The organism is Comamonas resistens (assembly GCF_030064165.1).
In the GTDB taxonomy this organism is placed as follows: domain Bacteria; phylum Pseudomonadota; class Gammaproteobacteria; order Burkholderiales; family Burkholderiaceae_C; genus Comamonas; species Comamonas resistens.
In genome coordinates this window covers 24,023-48,344 of record NZ_CP125947.1, presented here as the reverse complement: position 1 = coordinate 48,344, position 24,322 = coordinate 24,023, and the positions used below count along the sequence as shown (strand labels likewise).

Sequence of the window (24,322 nt, the reverse complement as noted above, 5' to 3'; positions counted from 1 at the left end):
TTCAAAGTCTGGCGCCAGTTTTCCTGGCGATCTCGGACCAGCTCTGCCGCTGGTCTGCAATCAATCGGGAAAAGGCTGCGGGCTCCATGTCGCGGGTCACAAAACCCTGGGCTTGCAGAGCCTGCACAAAATCGGCTCTGCCACTGATCTCGCGCACGGCATCGCTGATCTTTTCACCGAGTGCCCCGGGCAGACCGGCAGGCGCCGAGATACCGACAAAGTTCTCGGACACCAGTTGGGGCAGACCCAGTTCGGCCACGCTGGGAATGCCTGGAGCCTGCGGTACGCGGCCCGGCGATGTCAGCGCCAGCAGCTTCACGCGGCCCTGTTTTTGCAGGGCGATGTTCTGGGGCAGGGCATCCACGGCCAGCTTGATATGGCCGCTGAGCAAATCGGCGCGCATGGGCCCGGCGCCGCGATAAGGCACATGCTCCATGGAGAGCTTGTTCACCTGCGCAAACTGCTCACCCACCAGGTGGCCGACCGACGCCGCGCCGCCGCTGCCGAACGACACCGGAGCCGCCTGCTCCCTGATCCACGCGACCAGCTCGCCCAGAGTGTTGACGGGCACGGACGGATGCACGGCAAACACCGTGGGCACGGCACCAATATAGGCAAGATGATCGAAACTGCGCACCGCGTCATAGCCGGGCTTTTGCAGCAGTGACGGTGCAATCGACAGTGCCGCCGAATTGGACACCAGCAGTGTGTAGCCGTCACTGGCGCTGTGCGCGACGATCTGCGCACCGATGGAGGAGCCCGCGCCTGGCTTGTTGTCTATGACCACGCTCTGGCCCAGTTTCTCGGCCAGCAAAGGCGCCAGAATCCGCGCCACGATGTCGCTGGAACCACCGGGCGGAAAGGTCACGACCAGCCTGATGGGCCTGGCTGGCCAGCTCTGCCCCTGCGTGGCATGCGCGGACCACCCCGTTCCCAGCATGGCCAGGGCCGATGCGCCTCCCAGCCCCCATAGAAAAGATCTTCGTCCTGTGACTGGCATGAGCCGTCCTTCCAAGCTTGCTTGTTGTCTGAAGCGAGCTCTGCAGCGCACGCCATAAGGCTCTGAAATATAGGCAGCGTTGGCGCCAAAACTAAACACTGATTTCTCATGAGCTTTGTCCAAACTTATCTATGCCTGCTTACAGCCCGCAGGCAAATGTTGTCTCAGGCAACAAGCTGCAAGAGTGCTGGCTTTACAAAGCAATGCGGGTTGGAATGCGCCCATGAAAACCTTGTATTACCGATACCCGTCATAGGAGATACGCTATGAAAAAAGTACAGCACAAGCTGTGGCATCACTGCAGGGACACCCCTTTTGAAGTCATGAGCGTGATTCTGTTTTCAGCTCTCACCTTCGGCAGTGCCGGTGCTGCCATGGCCCATCACTCCAGCAGCCGCGACGACAAAGTCCATCGCATCCAGACCGTGCTTTCCCAGCACGCCCACGGTTCGCATTCCGCCAAGCCAGCCCCCGCACAACAGGGTTGATCGCGGCCTTCCTGGCGGCTCTGCGGTGGTATTCTTTTGACCCCCCTGGAGATTCGCCGAGACCATGAACGCACCTGTTGCCACGCATGAGCTGCACGCCTTGCAGCGCCCCATTCCCCAAGAGTTTCTGCAAGCGCTGGCAGCGCGTTATGGCAGTCAGTATTCCACCGCCCTGGCCGTGCGCGAGCAGCATGGACGCGATGAAGGCTCCATCGCCGCTCCGCCCCCCGCGGCCGTGGTGTTTGCCGAGTCCACCCAGGATGTGCAGGACGCCATCAGGCTCTGCGACCAGTACGGTGTGCCCGTGATCGCCTATGGCGCAGGGTCGTCGCTGGAAGGCCATCTGCTGGCCGTGCAAGGCGGCATCACCATCGACGTCAGCCGCATGAACCGGGTGCTCTCGGTCAACACCGAAGACCTGACCATCACCGTGCAGCCTGGCATCACGCGCAAGGCGCTCAACGATGCCATCAAGGACACAGGCTTCTTCTTTCCCATCGACCCGGGAGCGGACGCATCGATAGGCGGCATGACATCGACCCGCGCCAGCGGCACCAATGCCGTGCGCTACGGCACCATGCGCGAGAACGTGCTGGCCCTGGAAGTGGTGACTGCCAATGGCGAGGTGATCCGTACCGGCAACCGCGCCAAGAAGAGCGCCGCCGGCTACGACCTGACGCGCCTGATGGTGGGCAGCGAAGGCACGCTGGGCATCTTCACCGAGATCACGTTGCGCATCTATCCGCTGCCCGAAGCGGTGAGCGCCGCCATCTGCTCCTTCCCCAGCATCGAGAAGGCCGTGCACACGGTGATCCAGACCATACAGATGGGCATTCCCATCGCGCGCGTAGAGCTGGTCGATGTGAACTCGGTGCGCATGGTCAACGCCTATAGCAAGCTGGATCTGCGTGAAGAGCCCATGCTGCTGATGGAGTTCCACGGCTCGCCCACGGGCGTGAAGGAGCAGGCCGAGATGGTGCAGGACATTGCCAATGAATTCGGTGGCAATGCCTTTGAATGGGCCGAGCGCCCCGAAGACCGCACGCGCTTGTTCACCGCGCGCCACAACGCCTACTTTGCGGCGGTCTCCAGCGTGCCCGGCTGCCGCTGCATCACGACGGATGCCTGCGTGCCCATCAGCCGTCTGGCCGATGCTTTGCTGGAATGCGTGACCGAGGCCGACGCCAGCGGCATCCCCTACTTCCTGGTCGGCCACGTGGGCGACGGTAACTTCCACTTCGGCTATCTGATCGACCCAGCCGACGACGCACGGCGCCAACAGGCCGAAGCCTTGAACCACCAGCTGGTGGCACGGGCCATTGCGCTGGGCGGCACCTGCACAGGCGAGCATGGCATCGGCATCCACAAGCAGGACTTTTTGCTCGAGGAAGCTGGCGCTGGTGCGGTGCAGATGATGCGCGCCATCAAGCAGGCGCTGGACCCCAAGAACATCCTGAACCCCGGCAAGATCTTCCAGCTGTAATAAGCATAGCTGGCAGCGCTTGCTGCATCCGCGCTTCCAATGAAAAAGGGCCTGATTTCTCAGGCCCTTTTCTGTTGCTGCAAACGGGAATTACTTGCCGACCTTGAGCTGGCCGCCACGGCCCAGGCCGCCCTTGACTTCCTGCGCCTTGTAGTTGCGCAGCGAGATCACCATATTGTTGTAGGCATCCATGAAGGCGGCCACGGTGGCCTTGCCTTCGGGAGAGCGCGAGAAGCCGCCCAGGCCGCCACCCACGCCACCGCCGAACGCGCCCATGGCTGCGCCGAAGTTGGTGGCTGTGGAGTTGCCTTCGGAGATGGAGATCTGCACACCCGAGCGGATGTCGAACATGCTCAGCGTCACCACCGAAGCCTTGCTCTGCATGGCGCCGCCGATCAGCGTGCCCACGTTGCCGAACAGACCGCCCACGCCGGCAGCCAGCTGACCGGTAGCGTCGTTGTCGATGATGATGGATGGCTCCATGTAGTAGTCAGCCGCCACGCGCTGGCCCTTTTGCTGCTTGGAGCCGGCGCGGAATTCACCGGAGTTGCGCTGCTTGTCGGTGATGGCCGACATCTTGCTTTCGGTACGGTTGTTGCCGATGGAGGTGATCACAAAGCAGTTGGACTGCTGCACGGCCAGACGGATCAGGGGCTCGATGGTCGTGATCTTGGTCGCTGCGCCAAAGCTGGCATACCACTCCTTGCCGCGGCCGTCATCCACAGCCAGCGTGCCCAGAGGCGCATCGCAACGCTCCAGCGAAGGATTGGCGTTGACGCTGGTGCCGCCGCCCGCAGCGCCGGTGGCAGCCGTAGGAGCGGTACCGGTGCTGATGGTGCCGCCGCCAGGCGTCACGCAGCCACCCAGGGCCAGGGCCGAAGCCAGAGCGGCCAGGCGCAGAGTTGTCTTCTTGGACATAGAAAGTCTTTCTAATGAAAAATAGGAAAAAACAGAGCGCAGCGCTCAACACTGCCGCTCAGTGCGCCTCAACGCAGATACCAGCCCGAGGATCCCCAGACCCAGTAGTAAGGGGCGCTGGTGTACCAGATGCCCCAGGATTTGCGCTCGTCCTCGATGGCTTGATAGCGTGCATGCGCATCACGCTTCATGGCTTGTGCCTGAGGCAGCAGACGACGGGCTTCCTTGAATCCCTTGGCCGATGCGCGCGACAGCCAGGCTTCGGCTTCTGCGGGGTCGGGCCCCATTTCTTCGAAGCCCAGCAGGTACAGGCGCCCCAGAGCAAACTGGGCCGGGCCATGGCCTGCATCGCCGGCCTTGCGCATCCATTCGATGGCCTGATAGCTGTTGCGCTCCACGCCATCGCCGCGCAGATAGCGCAGACCCAGATCGTAGGCTGCGCGCGGATCCGCTTCGGCACGGGCCGTCAAGGCCGCCAGCCGGCGCTCGGCCTCAGGGTTGACCGGCTCGCCACGAAAGGTCGCGACATTGCGCGGCATTTCGGAACAGTTGTTGCCTTCGCACAGGCGAACCGTCGGTGACGCGGGTGCCAGCTGCTCTTGTGGAGTCTGTGCGGCACAACCTGCCAGCGCCAGCGCAGCCAGGGAAAGACAGGGAAGAACAAATCGCATGAGTAGCCCTCAGTGGTTCTTATCCGTTGGAAGCCAAAAAGTATACATGGGAGATTTGCATAATTTTTACGCACTTTACAAACCGGCCTGATGGGAAACGAATGGCTGGCAACGGAAAACTTCCAGGTTAATAGGTTCAAACAATCGAGTGATTGAGTGAATAGCGTAAAAAATCGGTGCAATCCTGTCTCAAGCAAAGTTGGCAGGTATCACTGAGATATACCTCTGGCATGTTCCTGCGCCTCTCTACCCTGCCCTGGCCGCTGCCGGCCCTGATCACCTGGGCCATGGCCTGGGCCGTCCTGCTGCTGTTGATCCGTGTTCTGCCCTGGTGGCTGGCATTGGGCATGGCCTGCACGCTCAGCACGGCAGCCAGTCTTTTCGGCGACAGCTGGTGGCGCAGAGCCATGATCGCGGCAGGCTTTCCGCTGTCGTTTGCGGTGATGTGGGCCAGTCAGCTGCCAGCCTGGGGCTGGTTGCTGCCGCTGGGCTTGCTGCTGCTGGTCTATCCGCTCAACGCCTGGCGCGACGCGCCGGTATTTCCCACGCCACAGCATGCACTGCGCGGCCTCGCCAATGTGGTGCAACTGCCCGAGCAGGCCCTGGTGCTGGATGCGGGCTGCGGCCTGGGCGACGGGCTGCGCGCCCTGCGCAGCGAGCTGCCACAAGCCCGGCTGCACGGCCTGGAGTGGAGCTGGCCGCTGCGCCTGGTCTGCGCGCTGCGCTGCCCCTGGGCCAGGGTACGGCGTGCCGATATCTGGCTGGCGGACTGGAGTGACTATCAGCTGGTCTATCTGTTCCAGCGCCCCGAAAGCATGGGCCGTGCCGCCGTCAAGGCCGCCACCGAAATGCAGCCCGGCAGCTGGCTGGTGAGCCTGGATTTTGCGCTGCCCGGGGTGACGCCCACGGCCTGTCTGGAGGGCAATAGCCGCCACAAGGTCTGGATCTATTCCATGCCCTTGGAAGGCAATGGACAGCGCTGAGACAGGCTTATTTGGCGCCGCCGCTGGCCTTGCTCACATACAGGGCGACGGCCGCAATATCGGCTTCGCTCATCGTGGCCTTGAACGAAGGCATGGCGCCAATGCCGTCCTTGAGGGCGCGCGCCACGCGGGCGGCATCGGGCTGCAGCTCGTCCAGAACAGGGCCGATGGCGCCTTCGGTGCCCGCGTCCTTGAGGGTGTGACAGACGGCGCAGGCAGGCACGGCAGCCGTGGTGAACAGCTCCTTGCCACGCGCCATCTGAGCGGCTTCATCGGCATGGACAGTGCCGGCCAGAGCGGTCAGCATGAGTGCGGCGAGGGTGCAGGTTTTCTTCATCATTCTTGTGGCTTTCATTCATCGAAGACAGGCTTCATGCCCTGTGCTGCTGCGCAGGACATGAAGCGGGCAGGGGTCAGGCCACCGTCACGGTGACGGCGTGGTCTGCCCAGCTGGTGTTGTTGTAGCCACTCTGGTTTTCACCACGGGTTTCGGGCTGGACATTGCCCTTGTCATCGGTGGCCCGGCTGGCCAGCCGGTAGGTGCCCTTGGGCAGCTCTGCCTGCAGCACGAACTGGCGCCAGGCGTACTTGCCCATATCGGGGCCGATCAGGCGCGCCTGCTTCCAGGTCTTGCCGCCGTCGGTGGAGACTTCCACGCCCTTGACGGCATTCATGCCGCCAAAGGCCACGCCCTGGATCTGCACCTTGCCCGCAGCCTGGTTGCCGTCTTCGGGAATGGGGCTGTTGATCCAGGACTTGACGCTCATCTCCTGCACCGAGGGCTGGCTCGGGTCACCCTTGCTGCCGGGAGGCGAGATGCGGTAGCCATGCGACATGATGTGCGCTTCGCTTTCCTTGGCAGTGAAAGCCAGCTGCTTGATGTACTTGATGTTGTTCACACCGGTATAGCCAGGAACGATCAGGCGCAGAGGACCGCCGTGAACCAGCGAGACGGGCTCGCCATTCATCTCCCATGCCAGCAACGCATCTTCCATGGCGGCCAAGGGCACGGAGCGCTCGACCATCACGGTCTTGGGGTCGATGCCGGCAGGCAGCACTTCGCCGCCTGTGCCGGTCATATAGACCATGCCATCGGCCACGCCGCCCAGGGCCTTGATGACCTCACGCACGGGCACACCGCTCCAGACCACGCAACCGGCTGCGCCCACGGTCCACTGCGTGCCGCTGGGCTTGCTGGGGAAGAAGCCGCGGCCATTGCCCGAGCATTGCAGCACCATGGTCACGGTCTCCAGCCCCATGGTCTTGAGCTCGGCCAGGCTCAGTTGCCTGGGCTTTTTCACGCCATCGATCTGCAGCTTCCAGGCATCGCGATCAGCCACGATGGATTCGGGCGGTGTGGGCAGGTTGTTGCGCACATAGAGCTGGTTGGTCGGCGTGACGACGCTGGAGCCAAAGGCCGAGCGCTTGGTCTCTATGGTGGTGGAGCTGTGGACGATGACGGCATCGGCGTTCTTGAAGCTGGCATAGCCAGGCAGAGGCTTGGCGGCAGGCGCTGCGGGGGCAGCGGTCTGCGCCAGCGCCTGGCTCTGAAAGCTGGCCAGACCGGCTGCAGCCAATGCACTGGCGCTGCCCGCGAGCATGCGGCGACGCGGCAGGGATGAAGGGTGGTGTTGCATGAGGTCTCCTCTTCTTCGTGGTGGGGGAAAGGTCAAACGGGAACTTGTCTAGCTGCTGGGCTGGCTCAGCACACGCGAAGCCACGGCCAGCGCCTGCTTTTTCTCGGCAATCAGCACCAGCGGACGGCCTTCGCGCGAGCGCACGACCTGCCAGTAGGTATTGGCCCACCAGCCCTGGCCGTCAGCAATCTGCTGGGGCTGCTCAAACGCCAGCACGGTGACGATGCCGCCTTTTTCAAAAAAGGTCGTCAGGTGATACGCGCGGCTGCCGTCGATATCGCAGGGCCGCATCAGCTGGGTGTAGCCGGGCAGCTTCCGGTCGGCGGGCCAGTCCATGTGGCGGGCGATCTCGGCCTCGGGCATGAAATTGCCACGCAGCGTGCGCTCGTAATACTCGTGTTCGATGGCCGAGCGCACCATCTCGGGCGGGCGCATGGCAAACACGGCGCCGGTGACGGAGCCGCCCACCAGCAGCGCGGCAAACATGCGCTGCAGACCGCGGCGTGCATACCAGGGTGTGTTGCGCAGCAGATGCGCAGGTGGCTCGCCGGGCTCGAATGCCAGCGCCAGCTCGGCACGGGCGCGCAGGTCAAAAGCGGTGTCCTCGGGACGGTCGTGGGAAGTCATGGTGCGCGCTTTCTCAGCGGTATCACGCTGGTGGCGGGGCTGGCGGTACTGGCGGCGTCACCCTGTGGACGGGCTGGTGGCTGCAAGGCGTTCTTCAACGCCTCACGCGCCCGCGCCAGACGCGAAAGCACGGTACCTGGAGCAATGTCCAGCGCCTCGGCCATCTGCGCCGTGGGCATGTCGTCAAAGTAGTAAAGCACCAGCACCTCGCGGTGGATGGGGGCGATGCGCGACAGCGCCTTGACCACATCGAGCTGTGCATCCAGCGCATCGTGGTGATGGTGGCTGGCCTCATCGCTGAGCTGCTCCAGCTCCTGCGGCAGATGCTGCGCCGGATCGAAGTGCCTGAAGGCGTGACGGCGCATGATCTGGAACAGCCAGGCACGGGCCATGCCAGGATCGCGCAGCTGGTTGCGAAAGCGCCAGGCGCTGGTGAAACAGTCCTGCACCACATCCTCGGCAATGGCGCGCGAGCCGGTCAACGCCCAGGCGCTGCGCAGCAGGAATCGGTAATGCTCGCGCACCCACTGGTTGTAGCGCGACTCGGCGGTGGAGATCATGTTGCTAAAGAGCGCGCATGCGCAGCTTTCATTCCATGTCCTTGCAAATAATTTGCTGCCCTGCTTTGAGAACAACCCTCAAAATCGCCCACAACGCTTTGCAGTAATGCGCTTGCAGCTATAGGTTTTGCGTATGCAGGCCGAAAAATTGCGCGGGCGGCATACCCACGGTGCGCCTCACCATGGCGCTGAAGGCGCTGGGGCTGTAGTCGAGCTCGGCCGCGATGCGCTGGATCGGCCAGTTGCGCGCCGCCAGGCTCACCGCATGGGCCAGCACCACCTGCTGGCGCCACTGGGTGAAGCTGCATTCCAGCTCCTGCCGGAACAATCGCGCCACCGTGCGCGGACTGGCGCCCGTGTCCTGCGCCCAGTCCTCCAGGGTCTCGAATCGCGTGGGGTCGGCCAGCACGTCCTCGCACAGCAGGCGCAGCCGCTTGTCCTGCGGCAGCCTCACGCCCAGTTGCACGACGCTGGCGCGGCGCATCTCGTCCAGCAGCAGCTCGCTCAGGTGGTGCTCCCGCGCCCTGTCCTGATCGGACAGCTGCAGGCTGTCATCGGGCAAGGTGGGCAGCTCCCGCACCACGGCGCGCAGCAGGTCCGAGGCATTGAGCACGCGGCACTGCCGCCACTTTGCTTGCTGCTGCTCATCCACATCGGGCCCGCAGCGGCCATGGGTCTGGAAGAAGTACAGCGTACGCAAATCCGCGCTTTCCACCATGGTCACCGCATGCTCTATGCCTGGCGGAACCCACAACGCACGCGAGGGCGGCACGATGTAAGTGCCCTGTGCGACGGTCAGCCTGATGGTTCCCGTGGTGGAGATGGCCAGCTGCCCCCAGGGATGGCGGTGCGGCTTGACCTGGGTATCGGCCTCCAGCCACCGGCATTTGGCACGCACGGGGCGGTCCGAGGTCGGTATGAAGAGATGCGGCGTCAGCGTCTCGACATAGGCGGAAGCCTTGCCCGCGCGCAGCGGCTCGGGGGCGGTGAAGCTGGACATGATAGGGTTGGCTGGTTTGCGATAGCAATTGGCAGACTATCGCATACAAGACGCGGGCCGTCTGCCTAAGATGCGACACATGAACCGCCCTGCCTCCACAACACTTCAAAACCAGGCGCCTGACACGCTGCGCAGCGATGCGCGCACCATCGGCCTCATCGGCCTGGCTCATGGCTCCTCGCACTTCTTCCACCTGCTGCTGCCGCCGCTGTTTCCCTGGCTGATCAAGGACTTCGGCTACAGCTATGCCGAGCTCAGCGTGCTGGTTTCGCTGTTCTTCATTGTCTCGGGCACAGGCCAGGCTCTGGCCGGCTTTGCCGTGGACCGCTTCGGCGCACGCCCCATCCTGTTTGCCGCGCTGGGCAGCTTTGCCGTGGCAGGCCTGATCGCCAGCACCGCGCAGGGCTATGCCATGCTGCTGGCCGCCTCTTTCTTCGCAGGCCTGGGCAATGCGCCCTTCCACCCCGTGGATTTCACGATTCTCAACAAGCGCGTCTCGCCCCAGCGCATAGGCCATGGATTTTCGGTCCACGGCCTGTCGGGCAATATCGGCTGGGCACTGGCACCGCTGTTCATGGCGGGCATCACCACGGCCACGGGCTCCTGGCGCACCGCCTGCTTTTGCGGCGCCATGTGGGCACTGACCGTGCTCGTCATCATGGTGCTCAACCGCGATGCGCTCGATGACCGCGCCGAAGCGGCCAATGCATCGGCAGGCACCGCTGCCAAGCCCGCCGCGGGTTCCGTGAATGCCGTGGCTGCCCCCAAGGAGCACCCCATGGCCTTCATGAAGTTGCCCTCGGTGTGGCTGTGCTTTTCCTTCTTCTTCTGGAGCACCTGCGCGCTCAGCGCCATCCAGAGCTTTGCCAGCCCGGCCATGCAGGCCATGTACGGCCTGCCGCTTTCCGTGACGGCGCTGATCGTCACCGGCTATATGCTGTGCGGCGCTGCAGGCATGGTCGTGGGCGGCTTTCTGGTGGGCCGCGTGCAGCGGCTGGAGAAGGTGATATCGATTTGCATGCTGGGCTCGGGTCTGCTGCTGTTTGTCGTGGGCACGGGCTGGTTGCCCGGCATGGCGGCCGTGATCGTGGCCTCAGTTGCCGGTCTGGGCACGGGCTTGGCCGGCCCCTCGCGCGACATGCTGATCAAGCGCGCCGCGCCACCCGGCGCCACGGGCCGCGTCTACGGCACCGTTTATTCGGGCCTGGACCTGGGCTTTTGCCTGGCCGCCCCGGTGTTCGGCTACATGCTGGACCACCATATGAACAATGCCGTGTTCTACGGCTCGGCGATGGCACTGCTGCTGTCCGTGGTGTCGGCCGTCGTCGTGGGAGATGGCGTGAGCAAAAAGAACAAGGCGGCAATGGCTGCCGCCTGATCTTTCTCTCCTTCCTCCAAGCCCTGCGCGCTGCCGCCGCAGGGCTTTTTTATTGCCGAGCCGCCCCAGGGGGAAATACGCCGGGGCCGTGCTCCCCATCAAGCAGAAAGCCCTTTTTCATGCGCGACCCACGCTGGTGTTTACCCCGATTCCCCCAGCCTCGGAAGCCTGAGACAGGCTGCTAAGCTGCCCAACCGGGCTGATCGGGCTGCACAAAGCCCTCGCCCGCACAGGCTGGTGCACCGTTAAAAACAAAGCACCGCCCTCCCCCGACACCGCGACAGGAGACATTCCCCCATGCCTTGGCATTCATCTGCATCGACTATTTTTCGTGCCACTCCGCTGGCATTGGCACTGGCCTTTGGCGCAGCCCACGCAGCCCCGCAGTCCGAGCTGCTGGAGCTGGCCAAGAAAGAGCAGCAGCCCTATCTCGATACGCTGCGCGACCTGGTGCATATCGAGTCCGGCAGCAAGGATGTGGCGGGCGTGAAGAAGATTGCCGAATACATTGCCGCCAAGCTCAAGAGCCAGGGCGCCAAGGTCGAGTTCATCAACCCCACGGATATCTACCGCCTGGACGACACGCCCGAGCAGGTCGGCCCCATGGTGCATGCCGAGTTCAAGGGCAAGGGCACAAGCCGCATCATGCTGATCGCCCACATGGACACCGTCTATCTGCCCGGCATGATCAAGGACCAGCCGTTCCGCGTCGATGGCGACAAGGCCTATGGTCTGGGCATTGCCGACGACAAGCAGGGCGTGGCACTGATTCTTCACATCGCCCCCCTGCTCAAGAAGCTGGGCATCGAGGACTACGGCACGCTGACCGTGCTGATCAACGGCGACGAGGAAATCAGCTCGCCCGGCGCACGCAGCACCATCACGCGCCTGGGGGCCGAGCAGGATGCGGTTTTCAGCTTTGAAGGCGGCGGCACCGACGGCAGCCTGCGTCTGGCCACCAGCGGTATTGGTGCAGCCTATCTGAAGGTTCAGGGCAAGGCCTCGCACGCGGGCGCCAAGCCCGAGGACGGCGTGAACGCGCTGTACGAGCTGTCGCACCAGCTGCTGCAGATGAAGGATCTGTCCAAGCCGGAAGACGGCCTCAAGCTCAACTGGACGGTGTCCAAGGCCGGCACCAACCGCAATGTGGTTCCCGCCGAAGCCACGGCCCAGGCCGATGCGCGGGCCCTGCGCGTGGCCGATTTCACGGCGCTGGAGAAAGCCATGCAGGACAAGATCGGCAGCAAGCTGCTCCCCGCCAGCAAGGTGGAGCTGAAGTTCGAGGTGCGCCGTCCGCCGCTGGAAGCCAATGACACGGCACGCAAGCTGGCCGCCCATGCCAAAGGCATCTACGACCAGGAACTGAAGCTGCCCATGAAGGTCATGAGCAAGGCCACGGGCGGCGGCACGGACGCAGCGTTTGCCGCCCTCAAGGCCAAGGGCGGCGTGATCGAGGGCTTTGGTCTGTCGGGCTATGGCGCGCATTCCAACGACGCCGAATATGTGCAGATCAACACCATCGCTCCACGCCTGTATCTGGCGGCACGCATGATTCAGGATCTCTCGCGCGGCCAGATCAAGTGATGCGAAGCTAGAGATTTTGATAGCTGCTTGCGCATGCCGAACATGCATTGCAGGCAGTTATCGATCTGAGACCCATGAGGAGCTGGCGCTGCCAGCTCCTTTTTTATGCATGGCTTCTGTCGCCTAGCCAACAGACCTGCAAGGGCTGAGTCTCTACATTCATTGCATCAACGATGAAGGAGAGTCGCCGTGAGTCAAGAAGCCTTGAACATTCCCAGCGTGCAGCATCTGGTCAGCCCCGAGGAATGGCAGCTGCGCCAGGACCTGGCCGCCTGCTACCGGCTGGTGGCGCAATATGGCTGGAGCGATCTGGTCTTCACCCATATCAGCGCGCGCCTGCCGGGGCCGGAGCATCACTTTCTGATCAACCCCTACGGCCTGATGTTCGACGAGATCACGGCCTCTTCCCTGGTCAAGGTGGACATGGGCTGCAACAAGCTCATGGACTCGCCGTTTCCCGTCAACCCCGCGGGCTTCGTCATCCACAGCGCCGTGCACGAGGCACGCGCCGATGTGCAATGCGTGATCCACACCCACACGCGCGCCGGTGTGGCCGTGGCGGCGCAGAAAAAGGGGCTGCTGCCCATCAGCCAGCAAAGCACCTTCGTGCTGGGCTCGCTGGCCTACCACGGCTATGAGGGCGTGGCCTTCCGCGAGGATGAAAAGCCGCGCCTGGCGGCAGACATGGGCGGGGCCAATTTCCTCATGCTGCGCAACCATGGCCTGCTGACCTGCGGCGCCACGATCGCCGACGCCTTTCTGTCCATGTATGTGTTCGAGTCGGCCTGTCAGATCCAGATCGCGGCCCAGTCCGGCGGCGGTGAACTCACCGAAGTCAATCCACAGATTCTGCAAGGCGTTGCCCATGCCATGAAGGTACAGACCGACGGTCTGGGCGGCCGCTTCGTCTGGCCCGCACTGCTGCGCAAGCTCGACCGTATCGACCCTGGCTACCGCAGCTGAGGCAGCAGGCCTGAATGCAAAAAGGGCATCCGATGGATGCCCTTCTGCGTCCGTGAAAGCCTCGCTCAGCCTTCGCCGCGCAGCTTTTCGATGATGCCGTTGAGCTCGTCCAGCGAGCCGAACTGGATGGCGATTTCACCCAACTCCTGCACCTTGCCGTGGCGCCGCACGGTCTTCTTGATGCGCACTTCCACATCCGCCGTGAGCAGGTCGGACAACTCTTCCTCGATGCGCTTCACATCGCGCGATTTGCCATCCTTCTTGGCCTTCTGACGCGTCAGGCTGAACTCCGCGCCAATCTTCTTGACCAGCGATTCGGCTTCGCGCACCGACATCTTCTTGGCCGCAATCTGGTTACCCGCCGTGATCTGCGTGGCTCGGTCCAGCGTCAACAAGGCACGTGCATGGCCCATGTCGATATCGCCGGCCATCAGCATGGTCTGCACGGGCTCGGCCAGGTTCAGCAGGCGCAGCAGATTGGTGGCGGCGCTGCGCGAACGGCCCACGGCCTGGGCCGCCTGCTCATGCGTGAGGCCAAACTCCTTGACCAGACGCGACAGGCCTTGCGCCTCTTCCAGCGGGTTCAGGTCCTCGCGCTGAATGTTCTCGATCAGCGCCATGGCGGCGGCGGCTTCGTCGGGCACATCGCGCACCAGCACCGGCACCTCGGCCAGACCTGCGAGATGTGCGGCGCGGAAACGGCGCTCACCGGCGATGATTTCGTACTTGCCCGCGTTCTCCCCCTTGGAGAGCTGGCGCACCAGAATCGGCTGCATGATGCCCTGGGCCTTGATGCTCTCGGCCAGCTCATACAGCGCGCCCTCGTCCATGCGCGTGCGCGGCTGATACTGGCCTGCGACCATCACCTTGAGCTCCAGCGTGCTGGGCAGATTGGCTGGCATGTTGCTCGCCGTCTGCTGCTCTTTTTCGCTGACCTTGGGGCCCAGCAGGGCTTCCAGACCACGTCCCAGGCCCTTGGGTTTCTTAGTCACCATTGCTCAATTCTTTCTTTAAAGGGAGAGCAGCAACTCATGCCCGGCTTCCCAAAGTCCCAGTCCGCTGGCCTGGTTGATATGGCCTGCAGAACCCGCATTCACAAAACGGCTGCCCCAGGCCTTGGCCATGGTTTCGGCGCGTTGCAGCGTGCAGTTGGCATCGTTGTCGCTGCCCACCAGTATCGACGGGAAGGGCAATGGCTGCTGCAGCACGGGCGACCAGCCCGGCAAAACCGCACGCAGGCTGTCCTGCTCCGTATCGCCGGGGGCCACCAGCAAGGCAGCGCTAACCTTGGTTTTCGCAACCTGCGAATGCGCGGCCCACCAAGCCACCAGTACACAACCCAGGCTGTGCGCCACCAGCGTCACGGGGCGCGGCGCATCGAGTACCAGTTCCTGCAGGCGAATGCTCCAGTCGCCACGCAGCGGATGCTGCCAGTTGTGCTGCTCCAGGCGCCGATAGCCGTACTGCTGCTGCCACAGGCTTTGCCAGTGACCGGGGCCGGAGTTCTGCCAGCCGGGCAGCAGCCAGACATCCTCAGGGCTCAATGCATCAGATGTCATAGCTACCCGCGCTTGCTGGATATGGGGTGGAGAGCTGTTTCACGTGAAACACTCACATCTTCTTGATTCGACGCACCATTTCCTGGGCAAACTCGATGAAGGCCTTGCTGCCCTTGGCCGAAGCATCGAACACCACGCCAGGCAAGCCATAGCTGGGAGCTTCTGCCAGGCGCACGTTGCGCGGAATCACGGTATCGAACACCTTGTCGCCAAAGTGCTCCTTGAGTTGGTCGCTGACCTGTTGCTGCAGCGTGGTGCGCGGGTCGAACATCACGCGCAACAGACCGATGATCTGCAGATCGGGGTTCATATTGGCATGCACCTGCTTGATGGTGTTGACCAGATCGGTCAGACCTTCGAGCGCGAAATACTCGCACTGCATGGGCACAATCACGCCATGGGCCGAGCACAGGCCATTCAGGGTCAGCATGGACAGCGAGGGCGGGCAGTCGATGAGCACAAAGTCATAGTCGGCATCCACGCTCTGCAAAGCGGCCTTGAGGCGGTCATTGCGGCGATCCAGAGACACCAGCTCGATCTCGGCACCCGACAACTCGCGGTTGGCGCCCAGCACGTCGTAACCGACCTGCTCGGACTTCTGAGCCACTTCCTTGATGCTGGCATTCTCCAGCAGCACGTCGTAGACCGACAGCTCCAGCGCACGCTTGTCCACGCCCGAGCCCATGGTCGCATTGCCTTGCGGGTCCAGGTCAATCAGCAGCACGCGCTGGCCGACCTTGGCCAGACCGGCAGCGAGATTGACAGTGGTCGTGGTCTTGCCCACTCCACCTTTTTGATTGGCAACGCAGAAAATCTTGGCCATTGAACTTCTCTTTTAGTTGGTGGCCAGCTTGAGGCCAAAACCGATCAAAAACACACCGGCTGTTTTTTCCAGCCACTTCACCACGGCCGGGTTGGCACGCAGACGCTCTGCCAGCACCGTGGTCAGCATCACGACGACAAGGCTGTAGAGCAAGGTAATCAAGGCCACCGTGCCCGCCATCACGCCAAAGGTCAGCAGCCCCTGATGCTTTGCCGGGTTCACGAACATCGGGAAAAAGGCCATGTAAAAAACAATGGCCTTGGGGTTCATCAAGGTGATCAAAGCCCCTTGACGAAAATATTGGCGCGGCTGGATCTGAATGGCCGGTGCATCGCCAGGTCTGGCCGTCAGCAGCTTGTAGCCCAGCCAGGCCAGGTAGGCAGCGCCCACCCATTGCACGGCATGAAAAGCCGCGGGATAGGCGGCCAGCAGCGTGGCAACCCCGGCCACAGCCAGCCACATCAGCACCTGATCGGCAGCCATCACGCCCAGACAGCAGGCCATGCCCGCCCTCCAGCCGCCCTTGCCTGTCGAGGTAATCAAGGCCAGATTGCCCGGCCCCGGGATCAACAAAAAGACGGTAACGGCTGCCACAAAAGCGCCGTAATCGGAGATGCCAAACATTCAAATCCTGCGCGATGCAAAACGTCGAGTTTATGCGAGGGCTATGCCTGGCGCACCGGCATTGCACAGATGTTGCCCGCTACGGTATGTAAAAACCCCGTTCCTGTCGCCTGCCCGCGACCTTTGGCACCGCCCCAAGCCAGAGACGCCGAGCAAAGGCCTAGACGGCCCCGCCGCCCTGCGGCGAAGGCGTCGTCCCCCTTTCAGGGGGAAGCGGCAAAGCCGCTCAGGGGGTTATTTCAAGTTCAACCAGATCACGCAGCGCTCTGCATCCAGACCGGGCACCTGCAACGGTTCCACGTGAAACACCTGCACATCGGCGGGCAAGGCGGCAATCTCGTCGTCGGGGTGCTTGCCCTTCATGGCAAACCAGATGCCGTCCTCGGCCAGGGCCTTGCGCGACCAGGTAGTGAAATCCACCAGGGACGCAAAGGCGCGGCAGCTGATGACCGGATAGCGGGTCTTGAGGTTTTCCACCCGGTCGTGAATGCCATGCAGATTGGGCAGGGGCAACGATGCCGCCACCTGCTGGATGAAGGCCGCTTTCTTGCCCACGGTATCGACGCAGTTCACGTCGATCTGCGGGCAGCAGATGGCGAACACCACACCGGGCAAGCCACCGCCCGAGCCCACATCCAGCAAGGGCAAACGCTTGCCCTCTTCCACCGGCAAACCGTTCACATGGCGCAGCAAGGCGGGCACGGCGGCCAGGCTGTCCAGCAGGTGATGCGTCAGCATTTCCTGCGGATCACGCACCGAAGTCAGGTTGTAGACCTTGTTCCACTTCTGCAGCAGATCCATGAAGGACATCAGCAGATCGACCTGAGCTGGTGTCAGCTCCAGCTTCAGCGCCTGAATGCCTTGCTCAAGTTGGGAGCGCAATGCCTGGCTCATGCGGCGGCCTCTTCATGTGCGGCAAAGCCCTTGAAGCCGCCTTTTTTCAGGTGAACCATCAGCAGGGAAATAGCTGCCGGCGTCACCCCCGAAATACGCGATGCCTGACCCAGTGTTTCAGGCCTGTGCTTTTGCAGCTTCTGGCGCACTTCGAAGGACAGGGCTGAGACCTGCATGTAGTCGAAGTCCAGCGGCAGACGCAGACGCTCGAAATGCGCGGCACGCTCGACCTCATCCTTCTGACGGTCGATATAGCCCGAGTACTTGGCAGCAATCTCCACCTGCTCGAGCACCGGAGCACTGAGCTCGCCCAGCGTCTGGACCTGCACATCGGCAGATGCGTACCGGCCTTCGTTCAGGCTCATGAGCTTGTCGTAGTCGACACCGGGACGGCGCAGCAAGTCGAACAGGTTGTACTCACGCTCCATGGCCTTGCCCAGCACGCGCTCCGATTCTTCGGCGGAAACAATGCGCGGATTCACCCAGGTGGACTTGAGGCGCTCGGTTTCACGTGAAACAGCATCGCGCTTGCGGCTGAAGGAATCCCAGCGCTCATCGTCAACCAGCCCCATCTGACGGCCGACTTCGGTCAGGCGCATATCGGCGTTGTCTTCACGCAGCTGCAGACGGAACTCGGCGCGGCTGGTGAACATGCGGTAAGGCTCGGTCACACCCTTGGTGATCAGGTCATCGACCAGCACGCCCAGATAGGCCTCGTCACGGCGCGGCATCCATGGACCTTCGCCACGGCATTGCAGCGCGGCGTTCAGGCCGGCAAACAGGCCCTGGGCTGCGGCCTCTTCGTAGCCGGTCGTGCCGTTGATCTGGCCCGCAAAGAACAGGCCTTGAATCTGCTTGGTCTCGAAGCTGCTCTTGAGCGAGCGTGGATCGAAGTAGTCGTACTCGATGGCATAGCCGGGACGCAGGATATGTGCGTTCTCCAGGCCCTTCATGCTGCGCACCAGTTCGTACTGAATATCGAACGGCAGGCTGGTCGAGATGCCGTTGGGATAGAACTCGTGAGTCGTCAGGCCTTCGGGCTCCAGGAAGATCTGGTGGCTTTCCTTGTCGGCAAAACGGTTGATCTTGTCTTCCACGCTGGGGCAGTAACGCGGGCCCACGCCCTCGATCTTGCCCGTGAACATGGGGCTGCGGTCAAAGCCGCTGCGGATGATCTCGTGGGTGCGCTCATTGGTATGCGTAATCCAGCAAGGCATTTGCTTGGGGTGCATGGCACGGTTGCCCATGAAGCTGAACACGGGCACTTCGCCCTCGTTCACACCGCCGGGCATGCCGTCGCCGGGCTGTTCCTCGCACTGACTGAAGTCGATAGAGCGGCCGTCGATACGCGGAGGCGTGCCGGTTTTCAGGCGGCCCTGGGGCAGCTGGAGTTCCTTGAGGCGTGCAGACAAGCTCACGGCAGGCGGATCACCGGCACGGCCCGCTGCATAGTTGTTCAGGCCCACGTGGATCTTGCCGTCGAGGAAGGTACCCGCCGTCAGCACCACGGTGCGGCTGCGGAACTTCAGCCCGACCTGAGTGACGGCACCGACCACGCGGTCGCCCTCCACCATCAGATCATCGACGGCCTGCTGGAACAGCCAGAGATTGGGCTGGTTTTCCAGCATCTCGCGAATCGCGGCCTTGTAGAGGATGCGGTCCGCCTGGGCACGTGTGGCGCGCACGGCCGGCCCCTTGGAGCTGTTGAGGATGCGAAACTGAATACCGCCCTTGTCCGTTGCCAGGGCCATGGCACCACCCAAGGCGTCCACTTCCTTGACCAGGTGACCCTTGCCGATCCCACCAATGCTGGGGTTGCAGCTCATCTGGCCCAGGGTTTCGATATTGTGGGTCAGCAGCAATGTCTTGCTGCCCATGCGTGCAGCGGCCAACGCAGCCTCGGTGCCGGCGTGGCCGCCACCGACCACGATCACATCAAATTCCTGTGGGTACAACATTTTCTTGCTCCGGGCCATGCCCGGCCCTTGGTCCCTGCACGAAGCACCCATGCTTCGGCTCTCATGGCGGGCAGACAGGCGGATGCGCCATGCCCTGCCCAGCGGGGAACCCGTAATTTTCCCACCATTGGCCCAACAATGCCTCGCCAGGGGTTGAGGCTCCGGGTTTCACGTGAAACATGGATGCCTAGCGTTTGCCCTGATTCCTCTGCCAACGCAGGAAAAATGCCAACCCTCTGTGCTGCAATGCGGGCATGGAAATCCTTATTTTTGCGGGCAGTACCCGCCAAGACTCGTACAACCGCAAGCTGGCCAAGGCGGCTGCCGAAATCGCCACCGGCCAGGGTGCCCAGGCCACATTGCTGGAGCTGGCGGACTACGACATTCCGCTCTACAACGCCGATCTGGAAGCCCGGGGCACACCCCCCGATGTCATCCGCTTCAAGCAGGCGCTGCACAGCCACGCGGCCTGGATCATCTGCTGCCCCGAATACAACGGCAGCTACCCGGCCCTGCTCAAGAACGCCTTGGACTGGGCCTCCAGCCCCGTCAAGGGCGACCCGGTGTGGGGCGATGGCGTGCTGCCATTTCGTGGCAAGGTCGTGGGCATGTGCAGCGCTTCGCCCGGTGGTCTTGGCGGCCTGCGCGCTCAGTCCCATCTGGCTCCGTTGCTCTTGAATCTGGAGTGCTGGCTGGCTCCTCGCAGCCATGCCGTCAGCCGGGCAGCCGATGCTTTCGATGCACAGGGGCAGCTGATGTACCCTCAAGACCAACAAGGTGTTCAGGCGGTGTTGTCCCAGGTGCTGTGGGCTGCACAACGCCTGCACGCCTGAGAGGGAAGTTGCCACCAGGCCCGCCCGCAGCGGGCCGTCAGTCCACGTCACCGAGAGGATTTCGATGTCATTGAGCACCGGCCTGCATGCCTTTCTCTACTGCAGCTCAATCTGCCCCAGGCAGCCCGTCAGCGTGGTCGGCGACATCGTCAAAGCGGCCCGTGAAAAGAATGCGGCGCTGAATCTGACCGGTATCCTGGTCTTCGATGGTCAGCACTTTTGCCAATACCTCGAAGGTCCGTCGTCTTCGGTGTCCAGCGTGCTGCAAAGCATTCTTGAAGACAACCGCCACACCGATGTGAGGCTGCAGTTTCATGGCCCGGTCGATGCAGAGCGTCAATTCAAGGATTGGGCCATCGCCTACGCGCAGAGCGAACAGCAGCTGGCACTCGACGAGATCGCCGATTTCAAGGGCCGCGAAGCGCTTGCACTGTTTCGCCAACTATTACCCAATCTCGACTACTGTTAAGCATGCATGCGACGGACATTGAACCGGTTTAGCATGTCCACTTGTCTTTTCAATGCAATAGGAAGCCCATCACCATGAAGCTTTACTACAGCCCCGGCGCCTGCTCCCTGTCCCCCCATATCGTGCTGCACGAGACAGGGCTCAAACATGAGGCCATCATGGCCAGTACCAAGAGCCACAAGCTGCAGGACGGAACGGACTACTACAGCATCAATCCGCTGGGCTATGTACCTTTTCTGGTGCTGGACAACGGCGATACGCTTCACGAAGGTCCGGCCATTGTTCAATATCTGGCCGACCAGGCGCCGGAAAAAAACCTGGCTCCCGCCAACGGAACCATGGCCCGCTACCACCTGCAGGAATGGCTGAACTTCATCGCTACCGAGCTGCACAAGGGCTTCAACCCTCTGTTCAATCCGGCCACTCCCGAAGATTTCAAGCCCACGGTTCGCGCCAATGTGATCAAGCGCCTGAACTGGGTGAACGAGCAACTGTCCAACAAGTCCTATCTGATGGGCGACCAATTCACGGTCGCCGATGCCTATCTGTTCACGGTCACGGGCTGGGCACAGTTTGTTGGCGTGGATATCTCCGATCTCAAGCATATCCAGGCCTATCGCGAACGCATTCTGATGCGCCCCGCCGTACAGGCCGCCATGAAGGCAGAAGGCCTGCTGAAGTAAGCTTTTTCGCTTGCGTTCACACTGAAAGCTCGGTATTTCACCGGGCTTTTTTTGTCCTCGGAGTTCTGCATGACCTCATTGTTCGACCCCATCGATGCAGGCAAGCTGCGCCTGCCCAACCGCATTGCCATGGCCCCGCTGACGCGCAACCGCGCACCTGATGCTGTGCCCACGCCATTGATGGAAACCTATTACACGCAGCGTGCCACCGCAGGCTTGCTGATCAGCGAAGGCACGGCCATCAGTGCGCAGGCCCAGGGCTATGCCGATGTCCCAGGCCTCTATGGCGAAGACCAGTTGCAAGCCTGGAAGAAAGTGACCCATGCCGTGCACACCAAGGGCGGACGCATCGTCACCCAGCTCTGGCATGTGGGGCGTATTTCACACACGCTGCTGCAGCCTGGCAGTCAGCCGCCCGTCGCGCCTTCGGCGATCACTGCCAAGTCCAAGACCTATGTGATCGACCATGCCACTGGGCAAGGCCATTTCACCCCCACCTCGGCCCCGCGCGCACTGCACCAGGATGAGCTACCCGGCATTGTCCGCAGCTTTGCCCTGGCGGCCCGTCAGGCGGTCGAAAGCGCAGGCTTTGATGGCGTGGAGCTGCATGCAGCCAACGGCTATCTGCTCGACCAGTTCCTCAAGACCGGTACCAATCTGCGCGAGGACGACTACGGCGGCAGCATTGAAAACCGGGCGCGCCTGGTGCTGGAATGCATGCGCGCCGTAGCCGATGAAATTGGTGGCGGCAAGGTCGGTATCCGCATCTCGCCGGTCACGCCGGCCAATGACATCGTGGATGCCGATCCTCAGCCACTGTTCGAGCATCTGGTGCGGCAGCTGGCGCCTCTGGGTCTGGCCTACATCCATGTGATCGAAGGCGCGACCGGCGGCCCACGCGAACTGCCCGAGCGCCCCTTCAACTATCACGCACTCAAGGAGGCTTACCGCGCAGCAGGCGGCAAGGGTGCGTGGATGGTCAACAACGGCTATGACCGCCAACTGGCCATGCGCGCCGTGGAAAGCGGCTATGCCGATATCGTGGCCTTCGGCAAGGCCTACATCTCCAACCCCGATCTGGTGCACCGGCTGCATGACGATCTGCCGCTCAACGAATGGGACAGCAGCCGCTTCTATGGCGGTGGCGCCGATGGCTACACCGACTACCCCACGGTTTGAGTTTTCATGAAAACAGCTTCAGGCTGTTTTCCATCAAGCGCATACAGCTATTGAAATCAAAGCAAAAAGCCCGGTGCATCACTGCAACCGGGCTTTTTTCATGAAGCGGCTGAAGCCGTATCAGGCATGTTCCAGCAACGGAGCTTTCTGCCCGGGCAGCGCCTGATTTGCAGCGGCGGCCGCACCCGGAGCCATTGCAGGATAAGCCGCCTGGGGCCTGGCGCGTGCCATGCGGCTGGTCGTCTGCGCATCCCCTTCGGCCAGCTTGAACTGGCTGACCAGCTGTGCCAGTCGTGCAGCCTGTTCACGCAGAGATTCGGCGGCGGCTGCGGACTCCTCCACCAGCGCCGCGTTCTGCTGTGTCATGCGGTCGATATCGCCCACGGCCTGATTGACCTGGCTGATACCCAGCGACTGCTCTGCCGATGCAGCCGTGATCTCGCCAATGATGTCGCCCACGCGTTTGGCGCTCTCCACCGTGCCCTGCATGGCCTTGCCCGCGCCATCGACCTGGCGCGAGCCTGTGTCCACGGTCTGCACGCTGGTGTTGATCAGCCCCTTGATCTCGTGCGCGGCCTGTGCCGAGCGCTGGGCCAGGCTGCGCACCTCGCCCGCCACCACGGCAAAGCCTCGGCCCTGCTCGCCGGCCCGCGCGGCTTCGACGGCTGCATTCAGCGCCAGGATATTGGTCTGGAAAGCGATGGAATCGATCAGGCCGATGATGTCGCCGATCTTGCGGCTGGAGGCCGAAATCTCCTGCATGCTGTTCACGGCCTGCCCCACGATCTGGCCCCCCTCCACGGCCGTGGAAGAAGCCGATGCCGCGAGCTGGTTGGCCAGTTGCGAAGACGATGCGGTCTGCTGCACATTGGCCGTCAGCTGCGCCAGCGACGCCACTGTCTCCTGCAGATTGCTGGCCGTCTGCTCGGTTCTTGCCGACAGATCCTGATTGCCCGTGGCAATTTCCTGGCTGGCGGTCGCGATATTGCCGCTGGCGTCACGCACCTGAGCGACCATGCTGCTCAGCGACTGCCGCATCTGCTCCAGCGCACGCTGCAGCTCGGACAGCTCGTCATTGCCCGTCACCGTCTGGCGGGTGGAAAGATCGCCACCTTCGATGGTCAACGCCATCTGACGTGCGCGCTCCAGCGGTCGGCAGATGGACTGCATGTTCAGCAGCGTCAGCGGCACCACCACGATCAGCGTCAGGATCACCGCGCCTATGAACATCCAGCGCGTCTGCGCCGCCACCTTCAGCTCGGCTGCAACCAGCGCATCGGACTGCTGATCCAGCAAAGCATCCAGCTGCGACAGCAACTTGTCGGCTTCCGCGACCTCGGCCAGTGCCTTGCCGCTCATGCGGTTGGCCGTCGTGGCCGAGTCGTAGCCGCTCGCCTCCAGCTGGCGCGCCACGGGCTCGAAAGCCTTACGATAGTTGTCTATGCGTGCGGCAATGTTCTTGGCCAGCTCGTCATCCTGCGCATTGCGGCCCGTCACAAAGCGCGCCAGGGTTGCCTGGGACTTCTCGATGAAGCCTACCCACTGCTCGTGGGCCTTGCGCACTTCCTCGGGACGCTCGTACTGGATCACCATGTCTTTTTCGCTGATGCGGATACCGCCCAGCTCCGTGCGCAGCTGCGCCATATAGCCAGCCTTGGCATAGGCGTCGTTCAGAAAATCCTGGCTCATCTGCTGGATGCGGAACATGCCCAGCATGCCTGCCCCTCCCAACAATCCCAGCAACACAATCACCACGCCGATCGCCCCCAGCATTCGCGTGCGAATGGTGAAGCGGCGCATCATTCCCAACAGACTCATGAATCTCCCTCTCGTCTTGTTTAGCCTGCGTCTTTTACCCTAAATTTGACAATTTGTTTCAATTTATCGGCAAATCCAGGCCGCTCTGTAGCGCAGTCACGCAGATCTTTTCAGCATGTGCAATATGGCGCATTGCCGCAGCCGGCCATTGCCCGATATCAACCTTGCTCGAATCCCTGTCTTGTCCAGC

At 62.5% G+C, this 24,322-nt stretch carries 25 protein-coding genes; 10 read left to right on the top strand and 15 right to left on the bottom strand.

Features of this window, described 5'->3' with window-relative positions; all coding sequences use genetic code 11:
- Window position 1: 1 nt before the first annotated feature.
- Complete coding sequence (locus tag QMY55_RS00210; RefSeq protein WP_283486721.1) at window positions 2-1,000, bottom strand: Bug family tripartite tricarboxylate transporter substrate binding protein; 999 nt, start codon at window positions 998-1,000, stop codon at window positions 2-4.
- 266 nt (window positions 1,001-1,266) lie between these two features.
- Between QMY55_RS00210 and QMY55_RS00205 the strand changes: the two genes are divergently transcribed.
- Together QMY55_RS00205 and QMY55_RS00200 are read left to right on the top strand one after the other, a co-directional pair.
- Window positions 1,267-1,488 (top strand): hypothetical protein, encoded by a 222-nt coding sequence (locus QMY55_RS00205; protein ID WP_283486720.1) that lies wholly within the window; start codon window positions 1,267-1,269, stop codon window positions 1,486-1,488.
- Window positions 1,489-1,552: 64 nt separating this feature from the next.
- Complete coding sequence (locus QMY55_RS00200; RefSeq protein WP_283486719.1) at window positions 1,553-2,971, top strand: FAD-binding oxidoreductase; 1,419 nt, start codon at window positions 1,553-1,555, stop codon at window positions 2,969-2,971.
- Between the two features lie 90 nt (window positions 2,972-3,061).
- Here the strand turns inward: QMY55_RS00200 and QMY55_RS00195 are convergent, their stop codons facing one another.
- Window positions 3,062-3,889 (bottom strand): hypothetical protein, encoded by an 828-nt coding sequence (locus QMY55_RS00195; protein ID WP_283486718.1) that lies wholly within the window; start codon window positions 3,887-3,889, stop codon window positions 3,062-3,064.
- A 68-nt stretch (window positions 3,890-3,957) separates the two neighbouring features.
- Window positions 3,958-4,560: a tetratricopeptide repeat protein gene (locus QMY55_RS00190; protein WP_283486717.1), complete on the bottom strand. Its 603-nt coding sequence runs from the start codon at window positions 4,558-4,560 to the stop codon at window positions 3,958-3,960.
- A gap of 230 nt (window positions 4,561-4,790) precedes the next feature.
- On the opposite strand from QMY55_RS00190, the gene QMY55_RS00185 reads away from it, so the two are divergent.
- The gene (locus QMY55_RS00185; RefSeq protein WP_283486716.1) at window positions 4,791-5,543 is read left to right on the top strand and encodes a class I SAM-dependent methyltransferase; all 753 of its coding nucleotides are present in this window, start codon (window positions 4,791-4,793) and stop codon (window positions 5,541-5,543) included.
- Between the two features lie 7 nt (window positions 5,544-5,550).
- On the opposite strand, the gene sorU is transcribed toward QMY55_RS00185, so the two are convergent.
- The 5 genes from sorU to QMY55_RS00160 all read right to left on the bottom strand — a co-directional run bounded on the left by sorU (window position 5,551) and on the right by QMY55_RS00160 (window position 9,367).
- Complete coding sequence (gene sorU, locus QMY55_RS00180; RefSeq protein WP_407650580.1) at window positions 5,551-5,883, bottom strand: SorU family sulfite dehydrogenase c-type cytochrome subunit; 333 nt, start codon at window positions 5,881-5,883, stop codon at window positions 5,551-5,553.
- A 73-nt stretch (window positions 5,884-5,956) separates the two neighbouring features.
- Complete coding sequence (gene sorT, locus QMY55_RS00175; protein ID WP_283486715.1) at window positions 5,957-7,180, bottom strand: SorT family sulfite dehydrogenase catalytic subunit; 1,224 nt, start codon at window positions 7,178-7,180, stop codon at window positions 5,957-5,959.
- 48 nt (window positions 7,181-7,228) lie between these two features.
- On the bottom strand, window positions 7,229-7,807 hold the full coding sequence (locus QMY55_RS00170) for a hypothetical protein (protein ID WP_283486714.1): 579 nt from the start codon (window positions 7,805-7,807) through the stop codon (window positions 7,229-7,231).
- Window positions 7,804-8,367, bottom strand: a complete 564-nt coding sequence (locus tag QMY55_RS00165) for an RNA polymerase sigma factor (RefSeq protein WP_283486713.1) — start codon at window positions 8,365-8,367, stop codon at window positions 7,804-7,806. The genes QMY55_RS00170 and QMY55_RS00165 overlap by 4 nt, the downstream gene beginning before the upstream one ends.
- 118 nt (window positions 8,368-8,485) lie before the next feature.
- The gene (locus QMY55_RS00160) at window positions 8,486-9,367 is read right to left on the bottom strand and encodes an AraC family transcriptional regulator (RefSeq protein ID WP_283486712.1); all 882 of its coding nucleotides are present in this window, start codon (window positions 9,365-9,367) and stop codon (window positions 8,486-8,488) included.
- A gap of 79 nt (window positions 9,368-9,446) precedes the next feature.
- Here QMY55_RS00160 and QMY55_RS00155 point away from each other — a divergent pair, with 79 nt between their 5' ends.
- The 3 genes from QMY55_RS00155 (at window position 9,447) to QMY55_RS00145 (ending at window position 13,292) form a co-directional block, all read left to right on the top strand.
- Window positions 9,447-10,745, top strand: a complete 1,299-nt coding sequence (locus QMY55_RS00155) for an MFS transporter (protein ID WP_283486711.1) — start codon at window positions 9,447-9,449, stop codon at window positions 10,743-10,745.
- Between the two features lie 297 nt (window positions 10,746-11,042).
- The gene (locus QMY55_RS00150) at window positions 11,043-12,329 is read left to right on the top strand and encodes a M20/M25/M40 family metallo-hydrolase (protein ID WP_283486710.1); all 1,287 of its coding nucleotides are present in this window, start codon (window positions 11,043-11,045) and stop codon (window positions 12,327-12,329) included.
- Between the two features lie 189 nt (window positions 12,330-12,518).
- Entirely contained in the window at window positions 12,519-13,292 is a 774-nt protein-coding gene (locus tag QMY55_RS00145) for a class II aldolase/adducin family protein (RefSeq protein WP_283486709.1), read from the top strand.
- Between the two features lie 65 nt (window positions 13,293-13,357).
- Here the strand turns inward: QMY55_RS00145 and QMY55_RS00140 are convergent, their stop codons facing one another.
- The 6 genes from QMY55_RS00140 to mnmG form a co-directional block, all read right to left on the bottom strand.
- Complete coding sequence (locus tag QMY55_RS00140; protein ID WP_283486708.1) at window positions 13,358-14,287, bottom strand: ParB/RepB/Spo0J family partition protein; 930 nt, start codon at window positions 14,285-14,287, stop codon at window positions 13,358-13,360.
- A gap of 15 nt (window positions 14,288-14,302) precedes the next feature.
- Complete coding sequence (locus tag QMY55_RS00135; protein WP_283486707.1) at window positions 14,303-14,851, bottom strand: RBBP9/YdeN family alpha/beta hydrolase; 549 nt, start codon at window positions 14,849-14,851, stop codon at window positions 14,303-14,305.
- 52 nt (window positions 14,852-14,903) lie between these two features.
- Entirely contained in the window at window positions 14,904-15,674 is a 771-nt protein-coding gene (locus QMY55_RS00130) for a ParA family protein (protein WP_283486706.1), read from the bottom strand.
- 12 nt (window positions 15,675-15,686) lie between these two features.
- On the bottom strand, window positions 15,687-16,298 hold the full coding sequence (locus QMY55_RS00125) for a LysE family translocator (protein ID WP_283486705.1): 612 nt from the start codon (window positions 16,296-16,298) through the stop codon (window positions 15,687-15,689).
- Between the two features lie 234 nt (window positions 16,299-16,532).
- Window positions 16,533-17,192, bottom strand: a complete 660-nt coding sequence (gene rsmG, locus QMY55_RS00120) for a 16S rRNA (guanine(527)-N(7))-methyltransferase RsmG (protein ID WP_283486704.1) — start codon at window positions 17,190-17,192, stop codon at window positions 16,533-16,535.
- Window positions 17,189-19,150: a tRNA uridine-5-carboxymethylaminomethyl(34) synthesis enzyme MnmG gene (gene mnmG / locus QMY55_RS00115; protein WP_283486703.1), complete on the bottom strand. Its 1,962-nt coding sequence runs from the start codon at window positions 19,148-19,150 to the stop codon at window positions 17,189-17,191. The genes rsmG and mnmG overlap by 4 nt, the downstream gene beginning before the upstream one ends.
- A gap of 254 nt (window positions 19,151-19,404) precedes the next feature.
- Here mnmG and QMY55_RS00110 point away from each other — a divergent pair, with 254 nt between their 5' ends.
- From QMY55_RS00110 to QMY55_RS00095, 4 genes are all read left to right on the top strand, one after another.
- Window positions 19,405-19,983 carry an NADPH-dependent FMN reductase gene (locus tag QMY55_RS00110; protein ID WP_283486702.1) on the top strand — a complete coding sequence of 193 codons (579 nt, stop codon included), beginning with the start codon at window positions 19,405-19,407 and terminating at the stop codon, window positions 19,981-19,983.
- 64 nt (window positions 19,984-20,047) lie between these two features.
- Entirely contained in the window at window positions 20,048-20,452 is a 405-nt protein-coding gene (locus QMY55_RS00105; protein WP_283486701.1) for a BLUF domain-containing protein, read from the top strand.
- 74 nt (window positions 20,453-20,526) lie between these two features.
- Entirely contained in the window at window positions 20,527-21,135 is a 609-nt protein-coding gene (gene gstA, locus QMY55_RS00100; protein ID WP_283486700.1) for a glutathione transferase GstA, read from the top strand.
- A gap of 69 nt (window positions 21,136-21,204) precedes the next feature.
- The gene (locus QMY55_RS00095; protein WP_283486699.1) at window positions 21,205-22,314 is read left to right on the top strand and encodes an alkene reductase; all 1,110 of its coding nucleotides are present in this window, start codon (window positions 21,205-21,207) and stop codon (window positions 22,312-22,314) included.
- A gap of 120 nt (window positions 22,315-22,434) precedes the next feature.
- Here QMY55_RS00095 and QMY55_RS00090 read toward each other — a convergent pair whose 3' ends face one another.
- Complete coding sequence (locus tag QMY55_RS00090) at window positions 22,435-24,132, bottom strand: methyl-accepting chemotaxis protein (protein ID WP_283486698.1); 1,698 nt, start codon at window positions 24,130-24,132, stop codon at window positions 22,435-22,437.
- Window positions 24,133-24,322 lie beyond the last annotated feature (190 nt).

What these genes read in the sequence shown, in the direction of transcription:
- QMY55_RS00200 (WP_283486719.1), top strand. Translation starts at nt 1,553, where the DNA reads ATGAACGCACCTGTTGCCACGCATGAGCTGCACGCCTTGCAGCGCCCC.
- QMY55_RS00185 (WP_283486716.1), top strand. Translation starts at nt 4,791, where the DNA reads ATGTTCCTGCGCCTCTCTACCCTGCCCTGGCCGCTGCCGGCCCTGATC.
- QMY55_RS00170 (WP_283486714.1), bottom strand. Translation starts at nt 7,807, where the DNA reads ATGACTTCCCACGACCGTCCCGAGGACACCGCTTTTGACCTGCGCGCC.
- QMY55_RS00140 (WP_283486708.1), bottom strand. Translation starts at nt 14,287, where the DNA reads ATGGTGACTAAGAAACCCAAGGGCCTGGGACGTGGTCTGGAAGCCCTG.
- QMY55_RS00090 (WP_283486698.1), bottom strand. Translation starts at nt 24,132, where the DNA reads ATGAGTCTGTTGGGAATGATGCGCCGCTTCACCATTCGCACGCGAATG.
- QMY55_RS00160 (WP_283486712.1), bottom strand. Translation starts at nt 9,367, where the DNA reads ATGTCCAGCTTCACCGCCCCCGAGCCGCTGCGCGCGGGCAAGGCTTCC.
- sorU (WP_407650580.1), bottom strand. Translation starts at nt 5,883, where the DNA reads ATGATGAAGAAAACCTGCACCCTCGCCGCACTCATGCTGACCGCTCTG.
- QMY55_RS00125 (WP_283486705.1), bottom strand. Translation starts at nt 16,298, where the DNA reads ATGTTTGGCATCTCCGATTACGGCGCTTTTGTGGCAGCCGTTACCGTC.
- QMY55_RS00205 (WP_283486720.1), top strand. Translation starts at nt 1,267, where the DNA reads ATGAAAAAAGTACAGCACAAGCTGTGGCATCACTGCAGGGACACCCCT.
- rsmG (WP_283486704.1), bottom strand. Translation starts at nt 17,192, where the DNA reads ATGAGCCAGGCATTGCGCTCCCAACTTGAGCAAGGCATTCAGGCGCTG.
- QMY55_RS00190 (WP_283486717.1), bottom strand. Translation starts at nt 4,560, where the DNA reads ATGCGATTTGTTCTTCCCTGTCTTTCCCTGGCTGCGCTGGCGCTGGCA.
- sorT (WP_283486715.1), bottom strand. Translation starts at nt 7,180, where the DNA reads ATGCAACACCACCCTTCATCCCTGCCGCGTCGCCGCATGCTCGCGGGC.
- gstA (WP_283486700.1), top strand. Translation starts at nt 20,527, where the DNA reads ATGAAGCTTTACTACAGCCCCGGCGCCTGCTCCCTGTCCCCCCATATC.
- QMY55_RS00135 (WP_283486707.1), bottom strand. Translation starts at nt 14,851, where the DNA reads ATGACATCTGATGCATTGAGCCCTGAGGATGTCTGGCTGCTGCCCGGC.
- QMY55_RS00150 (WP_283486710.1), top strand. Translation starts at nt 11,043, where the DNA reads ATGCCTTGGCATTCATCTGCATCGACTATTTTTCGTGCCACTCCGCTG.
- QMY55_RS00155 (WP_283486711.1), top strand. Translation starts at nt 9,447, where the DNA reads ATGAACCGCCCTGCCTCCACAACACTTCAAAACCAGGCGCCTGACACG.
- QMY55_RS00130 (WP_283486706.1), bottom strand. Translation starts at nt 15,674, where the DNA reads ATGGCCAAGATTTTCTGCGTTGCCAATCAAAAAGGTGGAGTGGGCAAG.
- QMY55_RS00105 (WP_283486701.1), top strand. Translation starts at nt 20,048, where the DNA reads ATGTCATTGAGCACCGGCCTGCATGCCTTTCTCTACTGCAGCTCAATC.
- mnmG (WP_283486703.1), bottom strand. Translation starts at nt 19,150, where the DNA reads ATGTTGTACCCACAGGAATTTGATGTGATCGTGGTCGGTGGCGGCCAC.
- QMY55_RS00110 (WP_283486702.1), top strand. Translation starts at nt 19,405, where the DNA reads ATGGAAATCCTTATTTTTGCGGGCAGTACCCGCCAAGACTCGTACAAC.
- QMY55_RS00210 (WP_283486721.1), bottom strand. Translation starts at nt 1,000, where the DNA reads ATGCCAGTCACAGGACGAAGATCTTTTCTATGGGGGCTGGGAGGCGCA.
- QMY55_RS00095 (WP_283486699.1), top strand. Translation starts at nt 21,205, where the DNA reads ATGACCTCATTGTTCGACCCCATCGATGCAGGCAAGCTGCGCCTGCCC.
- QMY55_RS00195 (WP_283486718.1), bottom strand. Translation starts at nt 3,889, where the DNA reads ATGTCCAAGAAGACAACTCTGCGCCTGGCCGCTCTGGCTTCGGCCCTG.
- QMY55_RS00165 (WP_283486713.1), bottom strand. Translation starts at nt 8,367, where the DNA reads ATGATCTCCACCGCCGAGTCGCGCTACAACCAGTGGGTGCGCGAGCAT.